The organism is Pseudomonas sp. FP1742 (assembly GCF_030687145.1).
In the GTDB taxonomy this organism is placed as follows: domain Bacteria; phylum Pseudomonadota; class Gammaproteobacteria; order Pseudomonadales; family Pseudomonadaceae; genus Aquipseudomonas; species Aquipseudomonas frederiksbergensis_D.
Genome location: NZ_CP117460.1, coordinates 3,319,205 through 3,336,290 on the forward strand (window position 1 = coordinate 3,319,205; position 17,086 = coordinate 3,336,290).

Consider the following 17,086-nt stretch of genomic DNA (forward strand, 5'->3'; position numbering starts at 1 on the left):
CGAAGCATGGGACGAGTCGAAGTCTCAGGACGCTGACATGAGACTCGCACTAGCGACGCCCGGTGCCTAGCGCGCTATATGGCGCCCGCTGATACTTTTTTTCCACGGTCAAAAAAGTATCAGTGGCGTGTGTGCCGTTCATTTGTTCGTCGCTTGGGTAGCTGCAATCCTGTGGTCATCCCGTGGCGGCTATGACCGCTCCGTGGACTACAACAACAATAAAGCTTCTGCCGCCCCAGGCGCAGAGCGGAGAACACGATGAAGATCATTCCCAAAGCGCTTTTTCTGTCCGCCGGCCTGTCCTCTGCCCTGCTCTGCCAGGCTGGCGAAACGGTGACCATCGCCACCGTGAACAACAGCGACATGATCCGCATGCAGCGGTTGTCCAAAACATTTGAACAGATGCACCCAGACGTGAAGCTCAACTGGGTGGTGCTCGAAGAAAACGTGTTGCGCCAGCGCCTGACCACCGACATTGCGACCCAGGGCGGTCAGTTCGATGTGCTCACCATCGGCACTTACGAAACACCACTGTGGGGCGCCAAGCATTGGCTGGAGCCGATGAAAGATCTGCCCGCCAGCTATGACCTGGAGGATATTTTTCCCTCGGTTCGCCAGGGGTTATCCGTCAACGACACCCTTTACGCTTTACCGTTTTATGGCGAAAGCACCATCACCTATTACCGTACCGACCTGTTCAAGGACGCCGGCCTGACCATGCCCGAACACCCGACCTGGACACAGCTCGGTGAGTTCGCCGGCAAACTGCATCAGCCGGATAAGGAACAGTACGGAATGTGCCTGCGTGGCAAGGCCGGTTGGGGTGAGAACATGGCGCTGCTGACAACCCTGTCCAATGCCTTTGGTGCACGCTGGTTCGACGAGCAGTGGCAACCGCAACTCACCGGGCCGCAGTGGACCGCCGCCGCCAACTTCTACGTCAACACCCTCAAGCAGTACGGCCCGCCGGGCGTTTCGAGCAATGGCTTCAACGAGACGCTGGCCCTGTTCAACAGCGGCAAATGCGCGATCTGGGTCGATGCCAGCGTCGCCGGCTCCTTCATCACTGACAAAACCCAAAGCAAAGTGGTCGACAATGTCGGCTTCGTGGCCGCGCCCATAGAAGTCACCGACAAGGGCTCGTCTTGGCTCTACGCCTGGTCACTGGCCATCCCGGCGACGTCCAAACACAAGGAAGCCGCCAAAGCCTTCGTGACCTGGGCGACCTCCAAGGAATACATCCAACTGGTCACCGAGAAGGATGGCATCAGCAACGTACCGCCAGGCACCCGCATGTCCACCTACAGCGACGCGTATTTGCAGGCCGCGCCCTTTGCCAGTGTCACGCTGAAAATGATGCAGCACGCCGACCCGGCGCGTCCTTCGGTCCAGCCGGTGCCCTACGTTGGTATCCAGTACGTGACCATCCCCGAATTCCAGGCCATCGGCACGTCAGTCGGCAAGCTGGTATCTGCGGCGCTCACCGGGCAGATGCCGGTGGAACAGGCCCTGGCCTCAGCGCAGCAAAGCACCGAGCGGGAGATGAAGCGCGCTGGTTATCCCAAGTAGGTAGTCCGTGTGGGAGCGGGCTTGCTCGCGAAGAGGGCGGCACATTCAACAGCGATGTCGCCTGACATACCGCTTTCGCGAGCAAACCCGCTCCCACAGGGTTCTGCGCAGACTTGTAATGCCCTCAACGGGGGCGTCTTTATAGCTCTTACGAATGGATGAAAAAAATGAAACGTCTGGAAGGAAAAAGCGCGCTTATCACCGGTTCTGCCAGGGGCATCGGGAGAACCTTCGCGCAAGCCTATCTCCGCGAAGGCGCTACGGTCGCAATCGCCGACATCAACCTTGAACGCGCGCAAGCCACAGCAGCTGAACTGGGGCCGAATGCCTATGCGATCGAGATGGACGTGACCGATCAGCAATCCATCGACGGTGCTATCGCGGCGGTCATCACCACCACAGGCAAGCTCGATATCCTGATCAACAACGCGGCGCTGTTTGATCTCGCACCCATTACAGAGATTTCCCGGGACAGCTACGAACGGCTGTTCTCGATCAACGTTTCCGGCACCCTGTTCACGCTGCAGGCCGCGGCCAAACAGATGATCCGCCAGGGTCACGGCGGCAAGATCATCAACATGGCCAGTCAGGCCGGGCGGCGCGGTGAAGCGCTGGTCGCGGTGTATTGCGCGACCAAAGCGGCGGTGATCAGCCTCACGCAATCGGCCGGCCTCAATCTCATTCCCCATCACATCAATGTGAATGCCATCGCGCCGGGTGTGGTGGACGGTGAGCACTGGGATGGCGTCGATGCGCTGTTTGCCCGTTATGAGAACCGGCCGATCGGGGAAAAGAAAAAACTGGCGGGACAGGAAGTACCGTATGGACGCATGGGCACGGCAGAAGACCTTGTCGGCATGGCGATCTTCCTCGCGTCCGCCGAAAGCGATTACATCGTGGCGCAGACCTATAACGTCGATGGTGGCAACTGGATGAGCTGACTGGCCCCGATTACAGGGCCAGCCGATGCCTCAAAGGCGAAACCGATCCACTGATTGCGAGAGCTGTCCGGCCAGGGTGGACAGCTCATCGGTAGTCGAGGCCGTCTGGTTAATGACCTTGCTATTGCCTTCGGACATGCCGGCAATCATTTCCACCTGGTGCGCGATTTCGTTGCTCGCCAGGCTCTGCTCGCCGATCGTGCGGCTGATGTCATTGACCAATTCTGTGGTACTGAGCGTGGCCTGAAGGATTTCGCGGATGGCGCGCTCGACGTCGGCGGTCACCGCCATGCCCTTGTCGACCTGTGCAACGCCCGCCTCCATGCTGCTGACCGCTTCACGGGTGCTTTGCTGGATGCGGGCGACCATGGTGGCGATTTCCTGGGTGGAGGCACTGGTACGACCCGCCAGGCTGCGGACTTCATCGGCAACAACGGCGAAACCGCGGCCCTGCTCGCCGGCGCGGGCGGCCTCGATGGCGGCGTTGAGCGCCAGCAGGTTGGTTTGGTCGGCGATGCCCTTGATCACCTGAATGATGCTGAAAATCCCCTCGGACTCCTTGTCCAGGGTGCGGATCACTTGGGCCGACTGCTGCGCCGAACGGGCAATCCCGTCCATGTCGCTGACCACCTGATGAATCACCCGACCGCCGTCCTTCGCCAGTTCCTCGGCTTGGTTGGCCATGTTCAGTGCACGCCCGGCATGCCGGGTGATTTCTTCGATACTCGCAGTCATTTCACTGGCCGCCGCGGCCATGGTGCTGGCGGCGACGCTTTGCTGCTGGCTGCTGCCCGCGACCTGATGGCAACCGTTGCTCAACTGCTGGCTCATGCCGCTCACGCCGTGGGCGTTGCTGCGCACCACCTCGATCATGCCGCGCAGGTCGCGCTGCATGGTCGCCAGGCTGCGAATCAAGGTGCTGGCTTCGTCCTTGCGGGTGGGCTCGACGATAGGCTCGCTCAGGTTGCCATGGGCGATGCTGTCGGCTATCCGGCTGGCGGTTTGCAATGGCCCCATGATGCTCAGGATGACCGAGCGCCCTTGGGCGAGCAGCAGCAACAAGCTGGCAATGAGTACGGCGCCGAGGGTGAAGTTGGCACTGCTGATGGTTTGCCGAGTCCCCGCGCTGGTCTGTTGAGTGTTGGTTTCGATCAGCTCACTGAGGGTGGCCATCTGGTCTTCCAGTTGGCTGAACGCGTTATTGAACGTGCCCAGTTGCTGTTGTGCGAGCTGCGGATCATCCAGCGCCAGCCCGACAATGCGCTCGGCGGCACTGATGTACGTATCGAGGCTGGGCTTGATCTTGTCCAGTGCGGCCTTGAGGGTGTCGTTGACCGGCAGTTTGAGGTTGTCGCCGAGCATCTCGCGAAAGTGTGCGGCATGCTCATTGAGGGAACTGCGCACCTCGGCCTTGCTGCTGGGGCTCTTGTCCAACCCTACCAGCATCGCCGACAGCACATCGGCGCGCAGTGCATCGTGCATCATGTCGGCTTCGAGGTGGTTGCGCAGCGCGGTCATGCTGACCTCGTTGTCACTCACCGCTTCAGCCATCCGAGTGTTCCCCACATAGCTGACCAGACTCAAGACCAGGGCGGTGAGCAAGCCAGTGCCGATCAACAAGATCAAACGTAATTTTATGGACACTCGATGGTTCCCCTGTCGGCAGGTGCATGGTCGGCTAATTGCCTACTGTTGGGTTATCGACTGTTCCAACCAGTTACTGAGGCTTATTTCCACGCAAGCCGATTTTTACGACCTACGGTATGCGCGGGCTCAATGCCCGCGAATGTAGTGCTCAAGCTGACGAATCAAATCGGCCTGCTCGACGATGGCTTCCTTGACCAGATCACCGATCGACAGCAACCCGATCAGCTCGCCGCCCTCCAGCACCGGCAGATGGCGCAAATGACTGTCGGTCATGACTTCCATGCAGCGCTCGATGCTCTGCAGGCTGTCGGCGGTCACCACCGGCGCGCTCATGATCTCGCGCACCGGCGTACCGACCGAAGAACGCCCCTGTAGCACCACCTTGCGCGCATAGTCGCGCTCACTGATGACGCCGACCACCTGCCCTGCTTCGATCACGGGCAGCGCGCCGACGTTCTTCTCGGCCATCATCTTCAGGGCGTCGAGGACCATCTGATCCGGTGCGATGCTGTGCACCTGCTGGTTTTGCACGATCTTCAGTTTCAGCAACTGTGCGGCTGTTTTCATCAACGTTCTCCGATACGGTTCAGCGCGGCGGTCAAGCCGCCGCGACTTCCACGACGCCGGCGTTCAGACGCACCGGCCACACCCGCAGGCGCTGTTCGGGGTACTCCAGGCAGCTGCCGTCTTCAAGACGAAAGTGCTGCTTGTAGATCGGCGACGCCACCACCAGATCACCCTTGAGGCTGCCGATCAATCCACGGCCGATGACGTTCGCCCCGGATTGCGGATCATGATTGTCGATGGCGTAGAGGGTGCGGCCTTCGGCTTGTGGCAGGTAGAACAGCGCCACCTGGGCGCCGTCGAGCCAGACGACGACGCCGGAGTTGCTGACCAGATCCTGCTGGCTGCACACCGCCTGCCAGGCTTGGGCATTGGCCGCGGTGGCAAGGGCATCGACACGCTGGGTATTGGACTGGCTCATCAGGCATTCTCCTCGGTGACAGGGATTAGGTTGAGTTCGGCGGCCATGATCGGCCGGCGTTGACCGCGCTCCTGGACAAAATGGATGTCCGGGTCGGGGCGTTTATCGTTGACGAAGGTGCGGAAGCGCTTGAGTTTTTCCGGGTCTTTGAGGGCATTGGCCCATTCGCATTCGTAGCGGTTGACCACCAGTTGCATCTGCGATTCGAGTTCCGCGCCAAGCCCCAGGCTGTCGTTGATGATCACGTCCTTGAGGTAATCCAGGCCGCCCTCCAGGCTTTCGCGCCACACGGAAGTGCGCTGCAATTTGTCGGCGGTGCGGATGTAGAACATCAGGAAACGGTCGATGTAACGGATCAGGGTTGCGTCGTCCAGGTCGGTGGCGAACAACTCGGCGTGACGCGGACGCATGCCGCCGTTGCCGGCCACATAGAGGTTCCAGCCATTCTCGGTGGCGATCACGCCCACGTCTTTGCTCTGCGCCTCGGCACATTCACGGGTGCAACCGGAGACGGCGAATTTGAGTTTGTGCGGCGAGCGCAGGCCTTTGTAGCGATCCTCCAGGGTCAGGGCCATTTTCACGCTGTCCTGCACGCCGTAACGGCACCAGGTGCTGCCCACGCAAGATTTCACCGTGCGGGTCGATTTGCCGTAGGCGTGCCCGGTTTCAAAACCCGCTTCGATCAACTCGGACCAGATGTCCGGCAACTGATGCAACTGCGCGCCGAACAGGTCGATCCGCTGGCCACCGGTGATCTTGGTGTAGAGGTCGTATTTCTTCGCCACCACGCCGATCGCGATCAGCTTGTCCGCCGTGATCTCACCGCCAGCGATGCGCGGCACCACCGAATAGGTGCCGTTTTTCTGCATGTTGGCCATGAAGGTATCGTTGGTGTCCTGCAATGGCACCAGCGAGGCGTCCATGATTGGCTGGTTCCAGCACGAGGCGAGGATCGAGCCCACCGCCGGTTTGCACACGTCGCAACCGGTGTGGCCACGACCGTGTTTGGCCAGCAGTTCTTCGAAGGTGATCACCCCTTCTACCCGCACCAGCGCATAGAGTTCCTGGCGGGTGTAGGCGAAGTGTTCGCACAGGCTCTTGTCGACACTGACGCCACGGGCAATCAGTTCATGCTCGAACACTTGCTTGAGCAGCCCCGCGCAACCGCCGCAACCGGTGCAGGCCTTGGTCTGCGATTTGAGCAGGCCCAGATCGGTGCAACCGCCGTCGATGGCCGAGCAGATCGAGCCCTTGGTGACGTTATGGCACGAACACACCGTTGCCGACTCGGGCAACGCGCCCGGACCCAGGGTTGGCGCGCCGGCGGACGACGGCAGAATCAGGCTGGCCGGTTCCGCCGGCAAGGCAATGCCGTTCTGCATGTATTGCAGCAAGGTGTCGTAATAGCTGTTGTCGCCGACCAACACCGCTCCGAGCACGCGCTTGCTGTCCGCATCCACCACCAGCCGACGGTAACTGGCCGTCGCTTCATCGATGAACTGATAACTGCGCGCCCCCGGCGTCTGCGCATGGGCATCGCCGATGGAGCCGACGTCGACGCCAAGCAGTTTGAGCTTGGTCGACATGTCGGCGCCCTGGAACGGCTCGGCGGCTTGATTGCACAGCAGTGACGCCACGCCTCGGGCCATCTGGTAACCGGGGGCGACCAGACCGAAGAGGCTGCCATTCCAGGCGGCACACTCGCCGATGGCGTAGATATTCGGATCGCTGGTCAGGCACTGATCGTCAATCACTACGCCGCCGCGAGGACCGATGTCCAGCGCGCATTGGCGGGCCAGTGCGTCTTGCGCACGAATACCGGCGGAGAACACGATCAGGTCGGTTTCGAGAAATTCGTCATTGGCAAAATTCATCCGGTAACGGTACTGCTCACCGGCACTGATCGACTGCGTGCCACGGGACAGGTGCACACCCACGCCGAGCCGCTCGATTTGCGCCTTCAGCGCCAGGCCACCCTGCTCGTCCAGCTGTACCGGCATCAGGCGCGGGGCGAATTCCACCACATGGGCTTCCAGGCCCAGGCTTTTCAGGGCATTGGCGGCTTCCAGACCGAGCAGACCACCACCGACCACCACGCCACGCCGGGCATTGGCCGCCGCAGCGCGAATCGCATCAAGGTCTTCAAGGGTGCGATACACCAGGCGCGAGTCACCTTCGGCACCTTCAATCGGCGGCACGAAAGGATAAGAGCCAGTGGCCAGAACCAGCTTGTCGTACGCGACGCAACCTTGTGCGGTGATCACTTGGCGCCGGGCGCGGTCGATTTCCAGCACCGGCATGCCCAGATGCAGGGTGACGCCCGGCGTCTGGTACAGGGAAGCTTCACCCAGGGCCAGCGACTCGGCATCGCGACCGCCGAAATACTCGGACAGATGCACACGGTCGTAGGCGCGCATCGGCTCTTCGCTGAAGACATGCAGGCGGTAGTGGTCGAGGGCGCCGCGCTCGATGAGCTGCTCGACACAATGATGTCCGACCATGCCATTGCCGATCACGATCAGTGTTTGCAGTTTGTTCAACGCGGCAACATTGGAATTCATAGTAAGCACCCAGCCAAAGCCAATCACGGTTAAAAAAGCAAAAAAAAACGCCTGAAACCTCTCGGTTTCAGGCGTCTTTGCCTGTTCTCGCGGTGTTCGACCTGGCGCCTTCGCCTGATCCACCGATGTTGCCCACGACCTGCTCGGCCGGTCGATCTTCGTTGATCGACGGGGCGGCCCACTGCGTGGACCCTGATCGATGTAATGCAGCGTTTGTGCCAGTTGCGGGTCGAGCGGTTTTAAACGTCGTTTCAGTAAGGGTTTATCGGGGGTTAACGTGATTTGCCTTCAGGGCGATCGAGGCTCGGGGCGATTCGGTTTTTGCCTTGGCATAGTGCAGGCCGTGCGCGACGAGCTTCATAAAAGTGCGTTTGCGTGTCTGATCTTCTGGTGTTGCGGTGGTATTGGCCTGCCCTCACCTGATAGCCTGAGCACCCTTGCCTGCATGTCTCTGATGGATCATCGGCGCGCAAAGACGCCGCGATGATCACTCCACCCCCATTCAATCAAGACAACGGTGACTCTCTTGATCAGCAGCACCCCCACATTTGCCCGTGATATCGACGGCAAAGCCATTTCTGCCAAGGTCCTCGACGAGGTCCGGGAAGAGGTTCAGGCCCTCGCTGGCCAACAGATCTACCCCGCTCTGGCGGTCGTACTGGTCGGCGACGACCCGGCCAGCCATGTGTATGTGCGCAATAAACTGCTGCGCGCCAAGGAAGTCGGTATCCGCTCCCTGGAATACCGCCTGCCGGAAACCGCCAGCCAGGCCCAGGTTCTGGAGCTGATTGCACAACTCAATGCCGACCCCACGGTAAACGGCATCCTGGTACAACTGCCCTTGCCGGCCCCTGTCGATGAACAGGCCGTGATTCATGCCATCGACCCGATCAAGGACGTGGACGGTTTTCATCGGGAAAACGTCGGCGGGCTGGTGCAGGGCATCGAGGTTCTGACCCCATGCACGCCCAGCGGCTGCATGCGCCTGCTGCATGAAACCTGCGGTGCCGACTTGAGCGGTTTGCACGCGGTGGTCATCGGCCGTTCGAACATTGTCGGCAAGCCAATGGCGACCTTGCTGCTGCAAGCCAACTGTTCGGTCAGCGTGGTGCACTCGCGCAGCGTCGATGCCCCGGCGTTGTGTCGGCTGGCGGATATCGTGGTCGCGGCGGTGGGCCGGCCAGCGTTGATCGACGCCAGTTGGCTCAAGCCTGGCGCGGTGGTGATCGATGTCGGCATTAACCGAATTACCGACGAGTCCGGCAACCGTCTGGTGGGCGATGTCGATTACGCCAGCGCTCGTACCGTCGCCCGCGCGATCACGCCGGTGCCCGGTGGCGTCGGGCCGATGACCATTGCCTATCTGCTGAAAAACACCCTGATCGCCAGCCGCTTGCAACGCGCGGCGCAGGCACGCGGGCAGCAGCCTGAAGACGACCTGGCGTTGAACTGAGCACAACGCACATGGCCCACTTGTAGGTGGGCCGTGTCGGTAATGGCAGTCAGGCGCGGAACCTGTGGGAGCGGGCTTGCTCGCGAAAGCGGTGTATCTGGTGACATCAATGTTGTGTATGCCGCCCTCTTCGCGAGCAAGCCCGCTCCCACATGGATTGTACTCAACTGACTGGCATTGGGCCGTTTCGATCGGGCGTCGAAATCGCAGTTATTTCCCGGCGTGCAACACCTGTGTTTGCGGCATCGCCGAAGAGTGGTGGTTAAGAATCTTCCACTGACCGCCCACCTGCTCATAAACGAAGGTGTAGCGCGCCTGCACCTGACGGGTCTTGCCATCGGCTTCGGTCAACGTAAAGGTGTAGACGCCACTGTCCATGGCCACGTTGGCGCCCAATGGGCGGATCTCACGGAAGTTGATCTGCCCTGCCGGCTTGAGCGCCATGAAGTGATCGAAGTAGTCCTTGATCTGTGCCGGCGTGGTGCGCACCTGATTGGAAACCGTCGGTTGCAGCACCGCGTTCGGCGCATACAGGTCGACCACGCTCTGAACATTGCCGCTCTTCAACGCGCTGTTCCAATGGTCAAACAGGGCGGCGATCTCACGATCCTTCACGTTGGTGGGCTGCTGCGCCACGCTGCTGTAAACGTAAGGGACTGCCTCTAATGCCTGAGCCAGTGGGGCGGTCAGGGCGAACAACAGGACGAGGGTTGAGGTCTTGAGTTTCATTGCGCTATTCCAATGATGGTCGATGGGCACACTGTGCCGCCCGGAACGCGCCCCGCCATCGGCCAACCGGAGCCATTTGCCTATGCCATTCGGCAGATGGCGCCCTGCCCCGTTAACAAGGTTTAATGACGCCCCTGCCCGAACGGGCATGCCAGTGTCGGAAGCCGCCCCATGCAAAACCCCGATCATGACCCCGCTAGCGCCCTGGCCATTCGTACCCAGTATCGGCAGTCGCAAAGTCGCGCCGCGCGGCTGCGGCTGTTGGTGGATACCGGCCAGGAACTGACCCAACTGGCTCCCGAAGCCATGCGCCAACGGGTGTTGCAACGGGCCTGCGCCTTCCTGGCGATGGACCATGCGCTACTGCTGGAATGGGATGAGAATGCGCAGGTCAAAACCACTGCCAGTCACGGTAGCCGCGATCGTTTGCACAGCCTCGAACGCCTCGCCGACACCGCGATGCGCGCACCGCAATGGCAGGAACAGCCGAGCGCGGATCTGCCCAATGTGTTGCGGGTGCCTTTACGCGGTGGCGATGGTGCCGCCTTCGGTGCGTTGGTGCTGGCCAACAGCGTCAGCATCAGCGCACCGGACACCGAAGACCTCGAATCCCTGCAACTGCTCGCCACCCTGCTCGCCGCGCACCTGGAAAACCAGCGCTTGCTCGACGCATTGCTGACCCGCGAACGCACCATGTCCGATCTGGTTCACAGGTTGTTCCGGGCACAGGAAGACGAACGCAAACGCATGGCCTACGACCTGCACGACGGCCTGGCACAAACCCTCGCCGGGCTGCATCAACGCTTGCAAGGTTTTGCCGGTCGTTGCCCGCCATTGCCCGATGAACTCGGTGCGGACTTGCAGACGATTCTTGAACTGGCCCAGCATTGCGTCGGTGAAGGCCGGCAATTGATCCGCGGCCTGCGCCCGACGGTGCTCGACGACTTTGGCTTGCTGAAAGCGGTCGACAAAGAGGCCGATCGCCTGCGCGAGGCGGGGATCAAAGTGAACTGGAAGGCGCGTTGCGAAGCACGTTTGCCCAGCCAGGTGGAGATCGCCCTGTTCAGGATCGCCCAGGAAGGCATCAACAATATTCTCAAACATGCGCAGGCCAGCCACGTCGTGCTGGCGCTGGAGCTGCATGAAGGACAAGCCTCGCTGCGGGTGGACGACAACGGCCAGGGCTTTGCCATGGAACAACCCCTCGACACCTGCGGCGCCCGGCACCTGGGGCTTGCCGCGATGCAGGAACGCGCGAGCCTGCTGGGCGGCGAATTCACTTGCATCAGCCATGCGCACGGCGCAACGCAACTGCGCGCCACTGTCCCCTCAGGCCTGAATGGAACCCCTCAATGACTGACGCCATACGACTGGTGGTGGCGGACGATCATGAAGTCACGCGCACCGGCTTCGTCTCATTGCTCGCCGGCCTGACGCAATTCGAAGTGGTCGGCCAAGCGTGCAATGGCCAGCAAGCACTGGACTTATGTGAACGTCTTTTGCCCGACATCGTCATCCTCGACATCCGCATGCCGGTGCTCAACGGGCTGGGCGCCGCACGCCTGCTTCAAGAGCGCCTGCCGAGCCTGAAAGTGATGATGTTCACCATGGACGACAGCCCCGATCACCTTGAAGCCGCCATGAACGCCGGCGCCGTGGGCTATCTGCTCAAGGATGCCAGCCGTAATGAAGTGATCGACGCCTTGCAACGTGTCGCCGCCGGCGAGCAGGCCCTCAACAGTTCGGTCAGCGCGCAGTTGCTGCGCCGCCTGACCGAGCGCAACGCCAGCGGCGCCGCCCCCGTCACCTTGACCCCACGGGAACGCCAGGTGCTGGGGCTGGTGGCCAGCGGCATGAGCAACCGTGAAATCGGCGAAAAACTTGGCATCACCACCGGCACGGCCAAAGCGCATGTGGAGCGGGTCATCGGCAAACTCGGCGCCGCCGACCGCACCCAGGCCGCTGTCCGTGGCATTGCGCTGGGCCTGGTGACCCAATCATGAAAGCATCCAGCGCCCGCCGCTGGGCCGACTTGCCGTTACGCGGCAAAGCCCTGGTGGTGATTTCCCTGCCGTTGGTGATTCTGTTGCTCTCGCTGGTGCTGATCTACACCACCGAACGGCAGACCGCGCGCGCGGAAGAAGACGTGCGCCGCGTGCTGCTGGTGCAAGGCGATATTCAGGCGGTGCACACCCTGCTCGCCGAGGCCGCCGCCAGCGTGCGCGGCTATCTGCTGACCCATCGCGAGGATTTCCTGCCGGGTTACCGGCAAGCCAAGCCCTTGATCGAGTCGGCCCTGCAACGGCTCGACCGCAACGTTCGCGATCAGCGGGTGCGCAAACATCTGGAGGCGATCACGCCGCTGATCGACACCAAGGTCGAAGGTCTGGTTGAACTGCTTGACGATCGCAACGCAACCCCCGAGTCGATCACCACGATCCTGATCAACAACAAACATGTCCTCGACGAATTGCGCGAACGCATCAGCGCCATGCGTACCCTTGAGGACACCCTGCTGGCCGAGCGCACCGCGGCAGCCGCCTCCACTCGACAACGCCTGTTGTTCTCCACCCTGCTGGCCGCCGTTTGCGGGCTGTTCGGCGCCATTGTCGCGGTGCTGTTTCTGTCCAAAGGCATCGTCGCCCGGGTGCAGCAGGTTCAGGGCAACGCCCAACGGCTGGCACTCGGTCAACCGTTATTGCCGCAACCGCCGGAGAACGATGAGATCGGTCAATTAGGCACGCGCCTGGTCGAGGCCGGGCTGTTGCTGGCTGAACGTGAACGGGCCCTGCGCGACAACGAAGAACGCTTGCGGTTGATCATCGACGGGGTAAAGGACTACGGCATTTTCGCCCTCGACACACGAGGCTTCGTCACCAGTTGGAATGCGGGCGCCGAACGGATCAAGGGGTACACCGAACAGGAGATCGTCGGCCAGCATTTCTCGGTATTTTATCTGCCGCAAGAATGTCCGCAGCATCCCGACATGGCGCTGCGCGAGGCCACATGCAATGGTCATTACATGGAAGAGGCCTGGCGTTGCCGCAAGGACGGCAGCCGCTTCTGGGCCAGTGTGGTGATTACCGCGCAATACGACAGCAGTGGTGCCCTGCGCGGCTTCTCCAAGATCACCCGCGACATCACCGATCGCCGTGCCGCCGAGATCGCGCTGAGTACCGCACGGGAAGAAGCAGAGCGCGCCAGCCGTGCCAAAAGCGAGTTTCTGTCGCGCATGAGCCACGAACTGCGCACCCCGCTCAACTCGATTCTCGGCTTCGCGCAACTGCTGGATATGGATTCGCCCAAAGGGCAGCGAGCGCAGATCGGTCACATCCTGCGGGCCGGACAACACCTGCTGACCCTGATCAACGAAGTGCTGGACATCGCCAAGATCGAAGCCGGGCGCCTGCCACTCAATGTCGAAGCCGTGCCCCTGGCGGTCGTTTTGCAAGAAGCCCTGACGCTGGTTTCCCCCATGGCCTGCGATGCGGGCATCCGGTTGCTCGAACTGCCGAAGCTGGCCGCCGACAGCGGGATCGTCGCCGACCGGCAGCGACTGGTCCAGGTGCTGCTGAACCTGTTGTCCAACGCGATCAAATACAACCGGCCCCAGGGTCAGGTGCACATTGAGGTGAGGGTTCTGCAACAACGAATTGCGGTGTCGGTCTGCGATACCGGCAAGGGCATTGCGGCCGATCGGCTGGATCAACTGTTCAAGCCGTTCGAGCGCCTGGAGACTGATCCGAACGTGGAAGGCACTGGCTTGGGCCTGGCCTTGAGCAAGAGCCTGCTGGAAATGATGAACGGCAGCCTGACCGTCGAAAGCCAGCCCGGCAACGGCTCCAGTTTCACCCTGGAGCTGCCCTTCGAACGCTTGCCGTCAACCACTGAGCCACCTGTGGCACTGATCAGCCCACCAACGGCAACGCCCACCCTCGCCGCCCCCGATTACCAGGGCAAAGTGCTGTGCATCGAAGACAACCTGTCGAGCCTGGCCCTGATCGAAACCCTGCTGCAACGACGGCCGCACATCCAGTTGCTCTCCAGCATGCAAGGGCAAATGGGCCTGGACCTGGCCCGGCAACATGCACCGCAATTGATTTTGCTGGACGTAACGCTGCCGGATATTGATGGTTTCAACGTCCTGCAACGCTTGCGTCAGTCCTCCAGTACCCGCGCCACACCCGTGTTGATGATTACCGCCGATGCCAGCGACCTCACTCACCTGGCCTTGCTGGAAGCAGGAGCGACCGCGGTGCTGACCAAGCCGATTCATATTCCTTCATTCCTCGCCCATCTTGACCAGCATCTACCGGAGCCCGTGTGAACACCGACCTGCGCATTCTGATCATCGACGACCAAAGGCCCAACCTCGATTTGATGGAACAATTGCTTGTCCGCGAAGGGTTGACCAACGTACTGAGCAGCACCCAGCCGCTGCGAACCCTGGACCTGTTCAACAGCTTTGAGCCGGACCTGGTCATTCTCGACCTGCACATGCCGGAGTTCGACGGCTTTGCCGTACTCGAACAGCTCAACCGGCGCATCCCGACCGGCGAATACCTGCCAATCCTCGTGCTCACCGCCGACGCCACCCGGGATACCCGGCTGCGCGCGCTGGCCCTGGGCGCCAAGGACTTCATCAGCAAGCCGCTGGATGCCCTGGAAACCATGCTGCGGGTGTGGAACCTGCTGGAAACCCGTGCGCTGTATAAAGCCCTGCGCATGCGGGTTCCGGCGGATCAGATCGCATTGCTGAGTCAGTTAAAGCCGCAACCAGTGAGCTGACTGAAGGGGCGGGATTACTGACGACTTGCCGCTGAAAGCCAGGTTGCGTGGCTGGCTCGGCGCCTTCACGGCTGGCGGCTGCAGAAAGCCCAGCAAGGCCCGCTGGGTGTCATGCCAGGCCGTCGGGTGTTCCATGTCGAGGAAGTGCCCGGCGTTCTCGATGGTCTGAAACTGCGCCTGACGGGTATGAGCGGCAAAAAGACGGGCGTCTTCCACCGACGTGTACTCATCCCATTCACCGTTGATAAACAGCAGCGGGACTTCGATGGCATCGGCACAGGACACGTAGCAGTGAGTGTCCTGGGTCAGCACCTCATTGACGTGAAAATGCATCTGCCGGTATTCGTGTTCGTCCAGGCTGCTGACATGGCGCTCATTGAAACGCTTGAACAGCGACGGCAGGTGCTTGCCGATCGTACTGTTGATCAAACGCCCGACATTGCGTCGATCGCATGCCTGGAGAAAGTGCCGCCCGCTCTCCAGATATTCACGCATCGGCGTATTGATCCGCGCGGCGAATGAACTGATCACCGCCTTTTCGATTCGGTGCGGCCGCTGGGCCAATGCCACCAAGGTCGCCGCGCCGCCCCAGGAAAAGGACAGCACATGCTGGGCGCGAAAGTGCTCGATCAACTCCAGCAGTATTTCGGCCTCGTCTTCCTTGCGGATCGGTTGGTCGTGCCGGTTGTGTTGTTTCGATTGACCGGCGTAGGGCTGATCGTAGAGAACCACATTGAAGCGTGGCCGCAGGTAACGCACCGTTTGCGCAAAGGATGCGGTCGTTGCCAGCGAGCCATTGACCAGAATGATCGTCTTGTCAGCAGCGGCGTTGAGATAGTGCTCGGTATAAACCTTGTACTTCTTACCAATCTCGACGATGGCAGTTTTCGGCATCATTTCATTCTATTCCTTGAACAAATTGGGACCAGACACACGGTTCGATCGACTGTCCGGGTTCCTCCGGGCAAGCCTGACAGCACAAACCAGCGACAACGGTACAAGGGCGCTGAGATGAACGCCATGACCAATGAGTCACAACCCGACCAGCGGTTTCCAGTTAAGCAGGGATTTTTCCTTGTGCAAGCAAATACGCTGGAAAGTGGCGGCCCTGACACCTCGCCCACATCCGCCTATGATTATTTATTACCCCTCGCTTTTTTATCTCAGGGGTCATGGCCTTGTACCGCCCGCCCCTCACGCCCAACGAGGAGTTGAAAAATGTCGCTGACGCTCTACTACCATCCACTGGCGTCGTATTGCCACAAAGTGCTTATCGCGCTCTATGAAAACGGCATCGAGTTCGAAAGAAGGATCATCGATCTCACAGACGCCGCCGACAGCGCCGAGCTTCAGGCATTGTGGCCAATCGGAAAGTTTCCGGTGATTCGCGACCATGCTCGCCAACGTAACCTGCCGGAATCCAGCGTCATCATCGAATACCTGGATCGACTGTACCCCGGTGAACAGCGCCTGCTTCCGGACGATTGGGAGGCCGCGTTGGAGGTGCGGTTATGGGACCGCTTTTTCGACAATTATCTACAAACCCCGATCCAACGGATTGTCAGTGATCGACTACACGCGACCAACGGTGATTTGAGCAGGGAACGATCCACGCTGGAGACCGCGTACGGCATGCTTGATCGCCGGATGGCGTCCAGAATCTGGGTGGCCAGCCCGGACTTCAGCATGGCCGATTGCGCCGCTGCCCCGGCGCTTTTCTATGCCTGCACGCTCCTGCCGTTTCCCGACGACTATCAACACTTGAGCGCCTATTTCGACCGGTTGATCCAGCGACCGTCATTTCTGCGGGTGATCGACGAAGCCAGGCCCTGGTTTTCGCTCTATCCGTTTGCGGATCGCCTTGCACAACGGTTTCGTGAAGCGCCGGATAATGCATGACCAGTCATTGGCCGTAATGCGATCTGTGGACAACCCGGCGTTTGCGATGTCGCTGGAGGGGATTCGCAAGGCCGTGCGGGAGGGATGGGGGTCGTAGGCGCCGCTCCCACGACCGGTGGGCTACCGTTGCGCCAACTCATGACGGATGCATTGCTCGTAATACGTTTGCCTGATGCCGGCGGGCTTCAGCCGCGAAGGGCTGTTGTAGGTTTGCTCCGTGATGCCCATGGCCGTCATGCGCATCCACGGCCGGGGAAACTTGCGCGATTGCAGCTTCTTGCGCGCCCCGTAAAGGGTGAGCCCGGAAAGTTTCGAGGCTTGCGCGCCCTCGGCGATTTCCGAGCCCCAGCTGCATACATAGCGAGCGTTCTTGCTGAGTTCCTTTGCCTGAGCCCCGAGCGAGACAGTCACCAGGACAAACGTTGCAGCCATCCATACCAAAGTCCGCATATCGCCAATGCCTAACCTTCTGAAAAGAAAGCAAGTTTGACAACGAACCGGAGATCGGGGGGCC

Annotated in this window: 15 protein-coding genes and 1 pseudogene; 8 read left to right on the top strand and 8 right to left on the bottom strand. The window is 60.8% G+C overall.

The features are described from left to right. Positions 1–258: 258 nt before the first annotated feature. Together PSH64_RS14740 and PSH64_RS14745 are read left to right on the top strand one after the other, a co-directional pair. Positions 259–1,569, top strand: a complete 1,311-nt coding sequence (locus PSH64_RS14740) for a sugar ABC transporter substrate-binding protein (RefSeq protein ID WP_305481099.1) — start codon at positions 259–261, stop codon at positions 1,567–1,569. Between the two features lie 167 nt (positions 1,570–1,736). Beyond that, complete coding sequence (locus tag PSH64_RS14745; RefSeq protein WP_105345886.1) at positions 1,737–2,510, top strand: L-iditol 2-dehydrogenase; 774 nt, start codon at positions 1,737–1,739, stop codon at positions 2,508–2,510. 30 nt (positions 2,511–2,540) lie between these two features. Here PSH64_RS14745 and PSH64_RS30450 read toward each other — a convergent pair whose 3' ends face one another. The 5 genes and pseudogenes from PSH64_RS30450 to nirB form a co-directional block, all read right to left on the bottom strand. Continuing rightward, complete coding sequence (locus PSH64_RS30450) at positions 2,541–3,404, bottom strand: methyl-accepting chemotaxis protein (protein WP_370694478.1); 864 nt, start codon at positions 3,402–3,404, stop codon at positions 2,541–2,543. Positions 3,405–3,446: 42 nt separating this feature from the next. Next, positions 3,447–4,154 (bottom strand): annotated as a pseudogene (locus PSH64_RS30455) (MCP four helix bundle domain-containing protein); the annotation flags it as partial. A gap of 129 nt (positions 4,155–4,283) precedes the next feature. Further along, positions 4,284–4,724, bottom strand: coding sequence for a CBS domain-containing protein (locus PSH64_RS14755; protein ID WP_105345881.1), 441 nt, complete (start codon positions 4,722–4,724; stop codon positions 4,284–4,286). A gap of 31 nt (positions 4,725–4,755) precedes the next feature. Further along, on the bottom strand, positions 4,756–5,142 hold the full coding sequence (nirD, locus tag PSH64_RS14760) for a nitrite reductase small subunit NirD (RefSeq protein WP_018929007.1): 387 nt from the start codon (positions 5,140–5,142) through the stop codon (positions 4,756–4,758). Continuing rightward, positions 5,142–7,703 (bottom strand): nitrite reductase large subunit NirB, encoded by a 2,562-nt coding sequence (gene nirB / locus PSH64_RS14765; protein WP_105345876.1) that lies wholly within the window; start codon positions 7,701–7,703, stop codon positions 5,142–5,144. The genes nirD and nirB overlap by 1 nt, the downstream gene beginning before the upstream one ends. Before the next feature lie 526 nt (positions 7,704–8,229). On the opposite strand from nirB, the gene PSH64_RS14770 reads away from it, so the two are divergent. After that, positions 8,230–9,156, top strand: coding sequence for a bifunctional 5,10-methylenetetrahydrofolate dehydrogenase/5,10-methenyltetrahydrofolate cyclohydrolase (locus PSH64_RS14770; protein ID WP_181150705.1), 927 nt, complete (start codon positions 8,230–8,232; stop codon positions 9,154–9,156). 210 nt (positions 9,157–9,366) lie between these two features. Here PSH64_RS14770 and PSH64_RS14775 read toward each other — a convergent pair whose 3' ends face one another. Then, positions 9,367–9,885 (bottom strand): SgcJ/EcaC family oxidoreductase, encoded by a 519-nt coding sequence (locus PSH64_RS14775; RefSeq protein ID WP_305481100.1) that lies wholly within the window; start codon positions 9,883–9,885, stop codon positions 9,367–9,369. A 171-nt stretch (positions 9,886–10,056) separates the two neighbouring features. Between PSH64_RS14775 and PSH64_RS14780 the strand changes: the two genes are divergently transcribed. Genes PSH64_RS14780 through PSH64_RS14795 form a run of 4 tightly spaced genes read left to right on the top strand, consistent with a single transcriptional unit; the run spans position 10,057 to position 14,673 of the window. Further along, complete coding sequence (locus PSH64_RS14780; RefSeq protein ID WP_305481101.1) at positions 10,057–11,241, top strand: sensor histidine kinase; 1,185 nt, start codon at positions 10,057–10,059, stop codon at positions 11,239–11,241. Further along, complete coding sequence (locus tag PSH64_RS14785) at positions 11,238–11,888, top strand: response regulator transcription factor (RefSeq protein ID WP_305481102.1); 651 nt, start codon at positions 11,238–11,240, stop codon at positions 11,886–11,888. Before PSH64_RS14780 ends, PSH64_RS14785 begins: the two co-directional genes overlap by 4 nt. Continuing rightward, entirely contained in the window at positions 11,885–14,212 is a 2,328-nt protein-coding gene (locus PSH64_RS14790; RefSeq protein ID WP_305481103.1) for an ATP-binding protein, read from the top strand. The genes PSH64_RS14785 and PSH64_RS14790 overlap by 4 nt, the downstream gene beginning before the upstream one ends. Then, the gene (locus tag PSH64_RS14795) at positions 14,209–14,673 is read left to right on the top strand and encodes a response regulator (RefSeq protein WP_105345862.1); all 465 of its coding nucleotides are present in this window, start codon (positions 14,209–14,211) and stop codon (positions 14,671–14,673) included. Before PSH64_RS14790 ends, PSH64_RS14795 begins: the two co-directional genes overlap by 4 nt. Here PSH64_RS14795 and PSH64_RS14800 read toward each other — a convergent pair. Next, a complete protein-coding gene (locus tag PSH64_RS14800) occupies positions 14,650–15,570 on the bottom strand; it encodes an alpha/beta fold hydrolase (protein WP_305481104.1) in 921 nt (306 codons plus the stop codon). The two genes, PSH64_RS14795 and PSH64_RS14800, sit on opposite strands and share 24 nt — an antisense overlap. A gap of 321 nt (positions 15,571–15,891) precedes the next feature. Here PSH64_RS14800 and PSH64_RS14805 point away from each other — a divergent pair, with 321 nt between their 5' ends. Then, positions 15,892–16,572 (top strand): glutathione S-transferase family protein, encoded by a 681-nt coding sequence (locus PSH64_RS14805; protein WP_105345858.1) that lies wholly within the window; start codon positions 15,892–15,894, stop codon positions 16,570–16,572. 120 nt (positions 16,573–16,692) lie between these two features. Here PSH64_RS14805 and PSH64_RS14810 read toward each other — a convergent pair whose 3' ends face one another. Then, complete coding sequence (locus tag PSH64_RS14810) at positions 16,693–17,022, bottom strand: hypothetical protein (RefSeq protein ID WP_105345855.1); 330 nt, start codon at positions 17,020–17,022, stop codon at positions 16,693–16,695. Between the last annotated feature and the right edge of the window lie 64 nt (positions 17,023–17,086).

What these genes read in the sequence shown, in the direction of transcription:
- PSH64_RS14740 (WP_305481099.1), top strand. Translation starts at nt 259, where the DNA reads ATGAAGATCATTCCCAAAGCGCTTTTTCTGTCCGCCGGCCTGTCCTCT.
- PSH64_RS14745 (WP_105345886.1), top strand. Translation starts at nt 1,737, where the DNA reads ATGAAACGTCTGGAAGGAAAAAGCGCGCTTATCACCGGTTCTGCCAGG.
- PSH64_RS30450 (WP_370694478.1), bottom strand. Translation starts at nt 3,404, where the DNA reads ATGCAGCGCGACCTGCGCGGCATGATCGAGGTGGTGCGCAGCAACGCC.
- PSH64_RS14755 (WP_105345881.1), bottom strand. Translation starts at nt 4,724, where the DNA reads ATGAAAACAGCCGCACAGTTGCTGAAACTGAAGATCGTGCAAAACCAG.
- nirD (WP_018929007.1), bottom strand. Translation starts at nt 5,142, where the DNA reads ATGAGCCAGTCCAATACCCAGCGTGTCGATGCCCTTGCCACCGCGGCC.
- nirB (WP_105345876.1), bottom strand. Translation starts at nt 7,703, where the DNA reads ATGAATTCCAATGTTGCCGCGTTGAACAAACTGCAAACACTGATCGTG.
- PSH64_RS14775 (WP_305481100.1), bottom strand. Translation starts at nt 9,885, where the DNA reads ATGAAACTCAAGACCTCAACCCTCGTCCTGTTGTTCGCCCTGACCGCC.
- PSH64_RS14780 (WP_305481101.1), top strand. Translation starts at nt 10,057, where the DNA reads ATGCAAAACCCCGATCATGACCCCGCTAGCGCCCTGGCCATTCGTACC.
- PSH64_RS14785 (WP_305481102.1), top strand. Translation starts at nt 11,238, where the DNA reads ATGACTGACGCCATACGACTGGTGGTGGCGGACGATCATGAAGTCACG.
- PSH64_RS14790 (WP_305481103.1), top strand. Translation starts at nt 11,885, where the DNA reads ATGAAAGCATCCAGCGCCCGCCGCTGGGCCGACTTGCCGTTACGCGGC.
- PSH64_RS14800 (WP_305481104.1), bottom strand. Translation starts at nt 15,570, where the DNA reads ATGATGCCGAAAACTGCCATCGTCGAGATTGGTAAGAAGTACAAGGTT.
- PSH64_RS14805 (WP_105345858.1), top strand. Translation starts at nt 15,892, where the DNA reads ATGTCGCTGACGCTCTACTACCATCCACTGGCGTCGTATTGCCACAAA.
- PSH64_RS14810 (WP_105345855.1), bottom strand. Translation starts at nt 17,022, where the DNA reads ATGCGGACTTTGGTATGGATGGCTGCAACGTTTGTCCTGGTGACTGTC.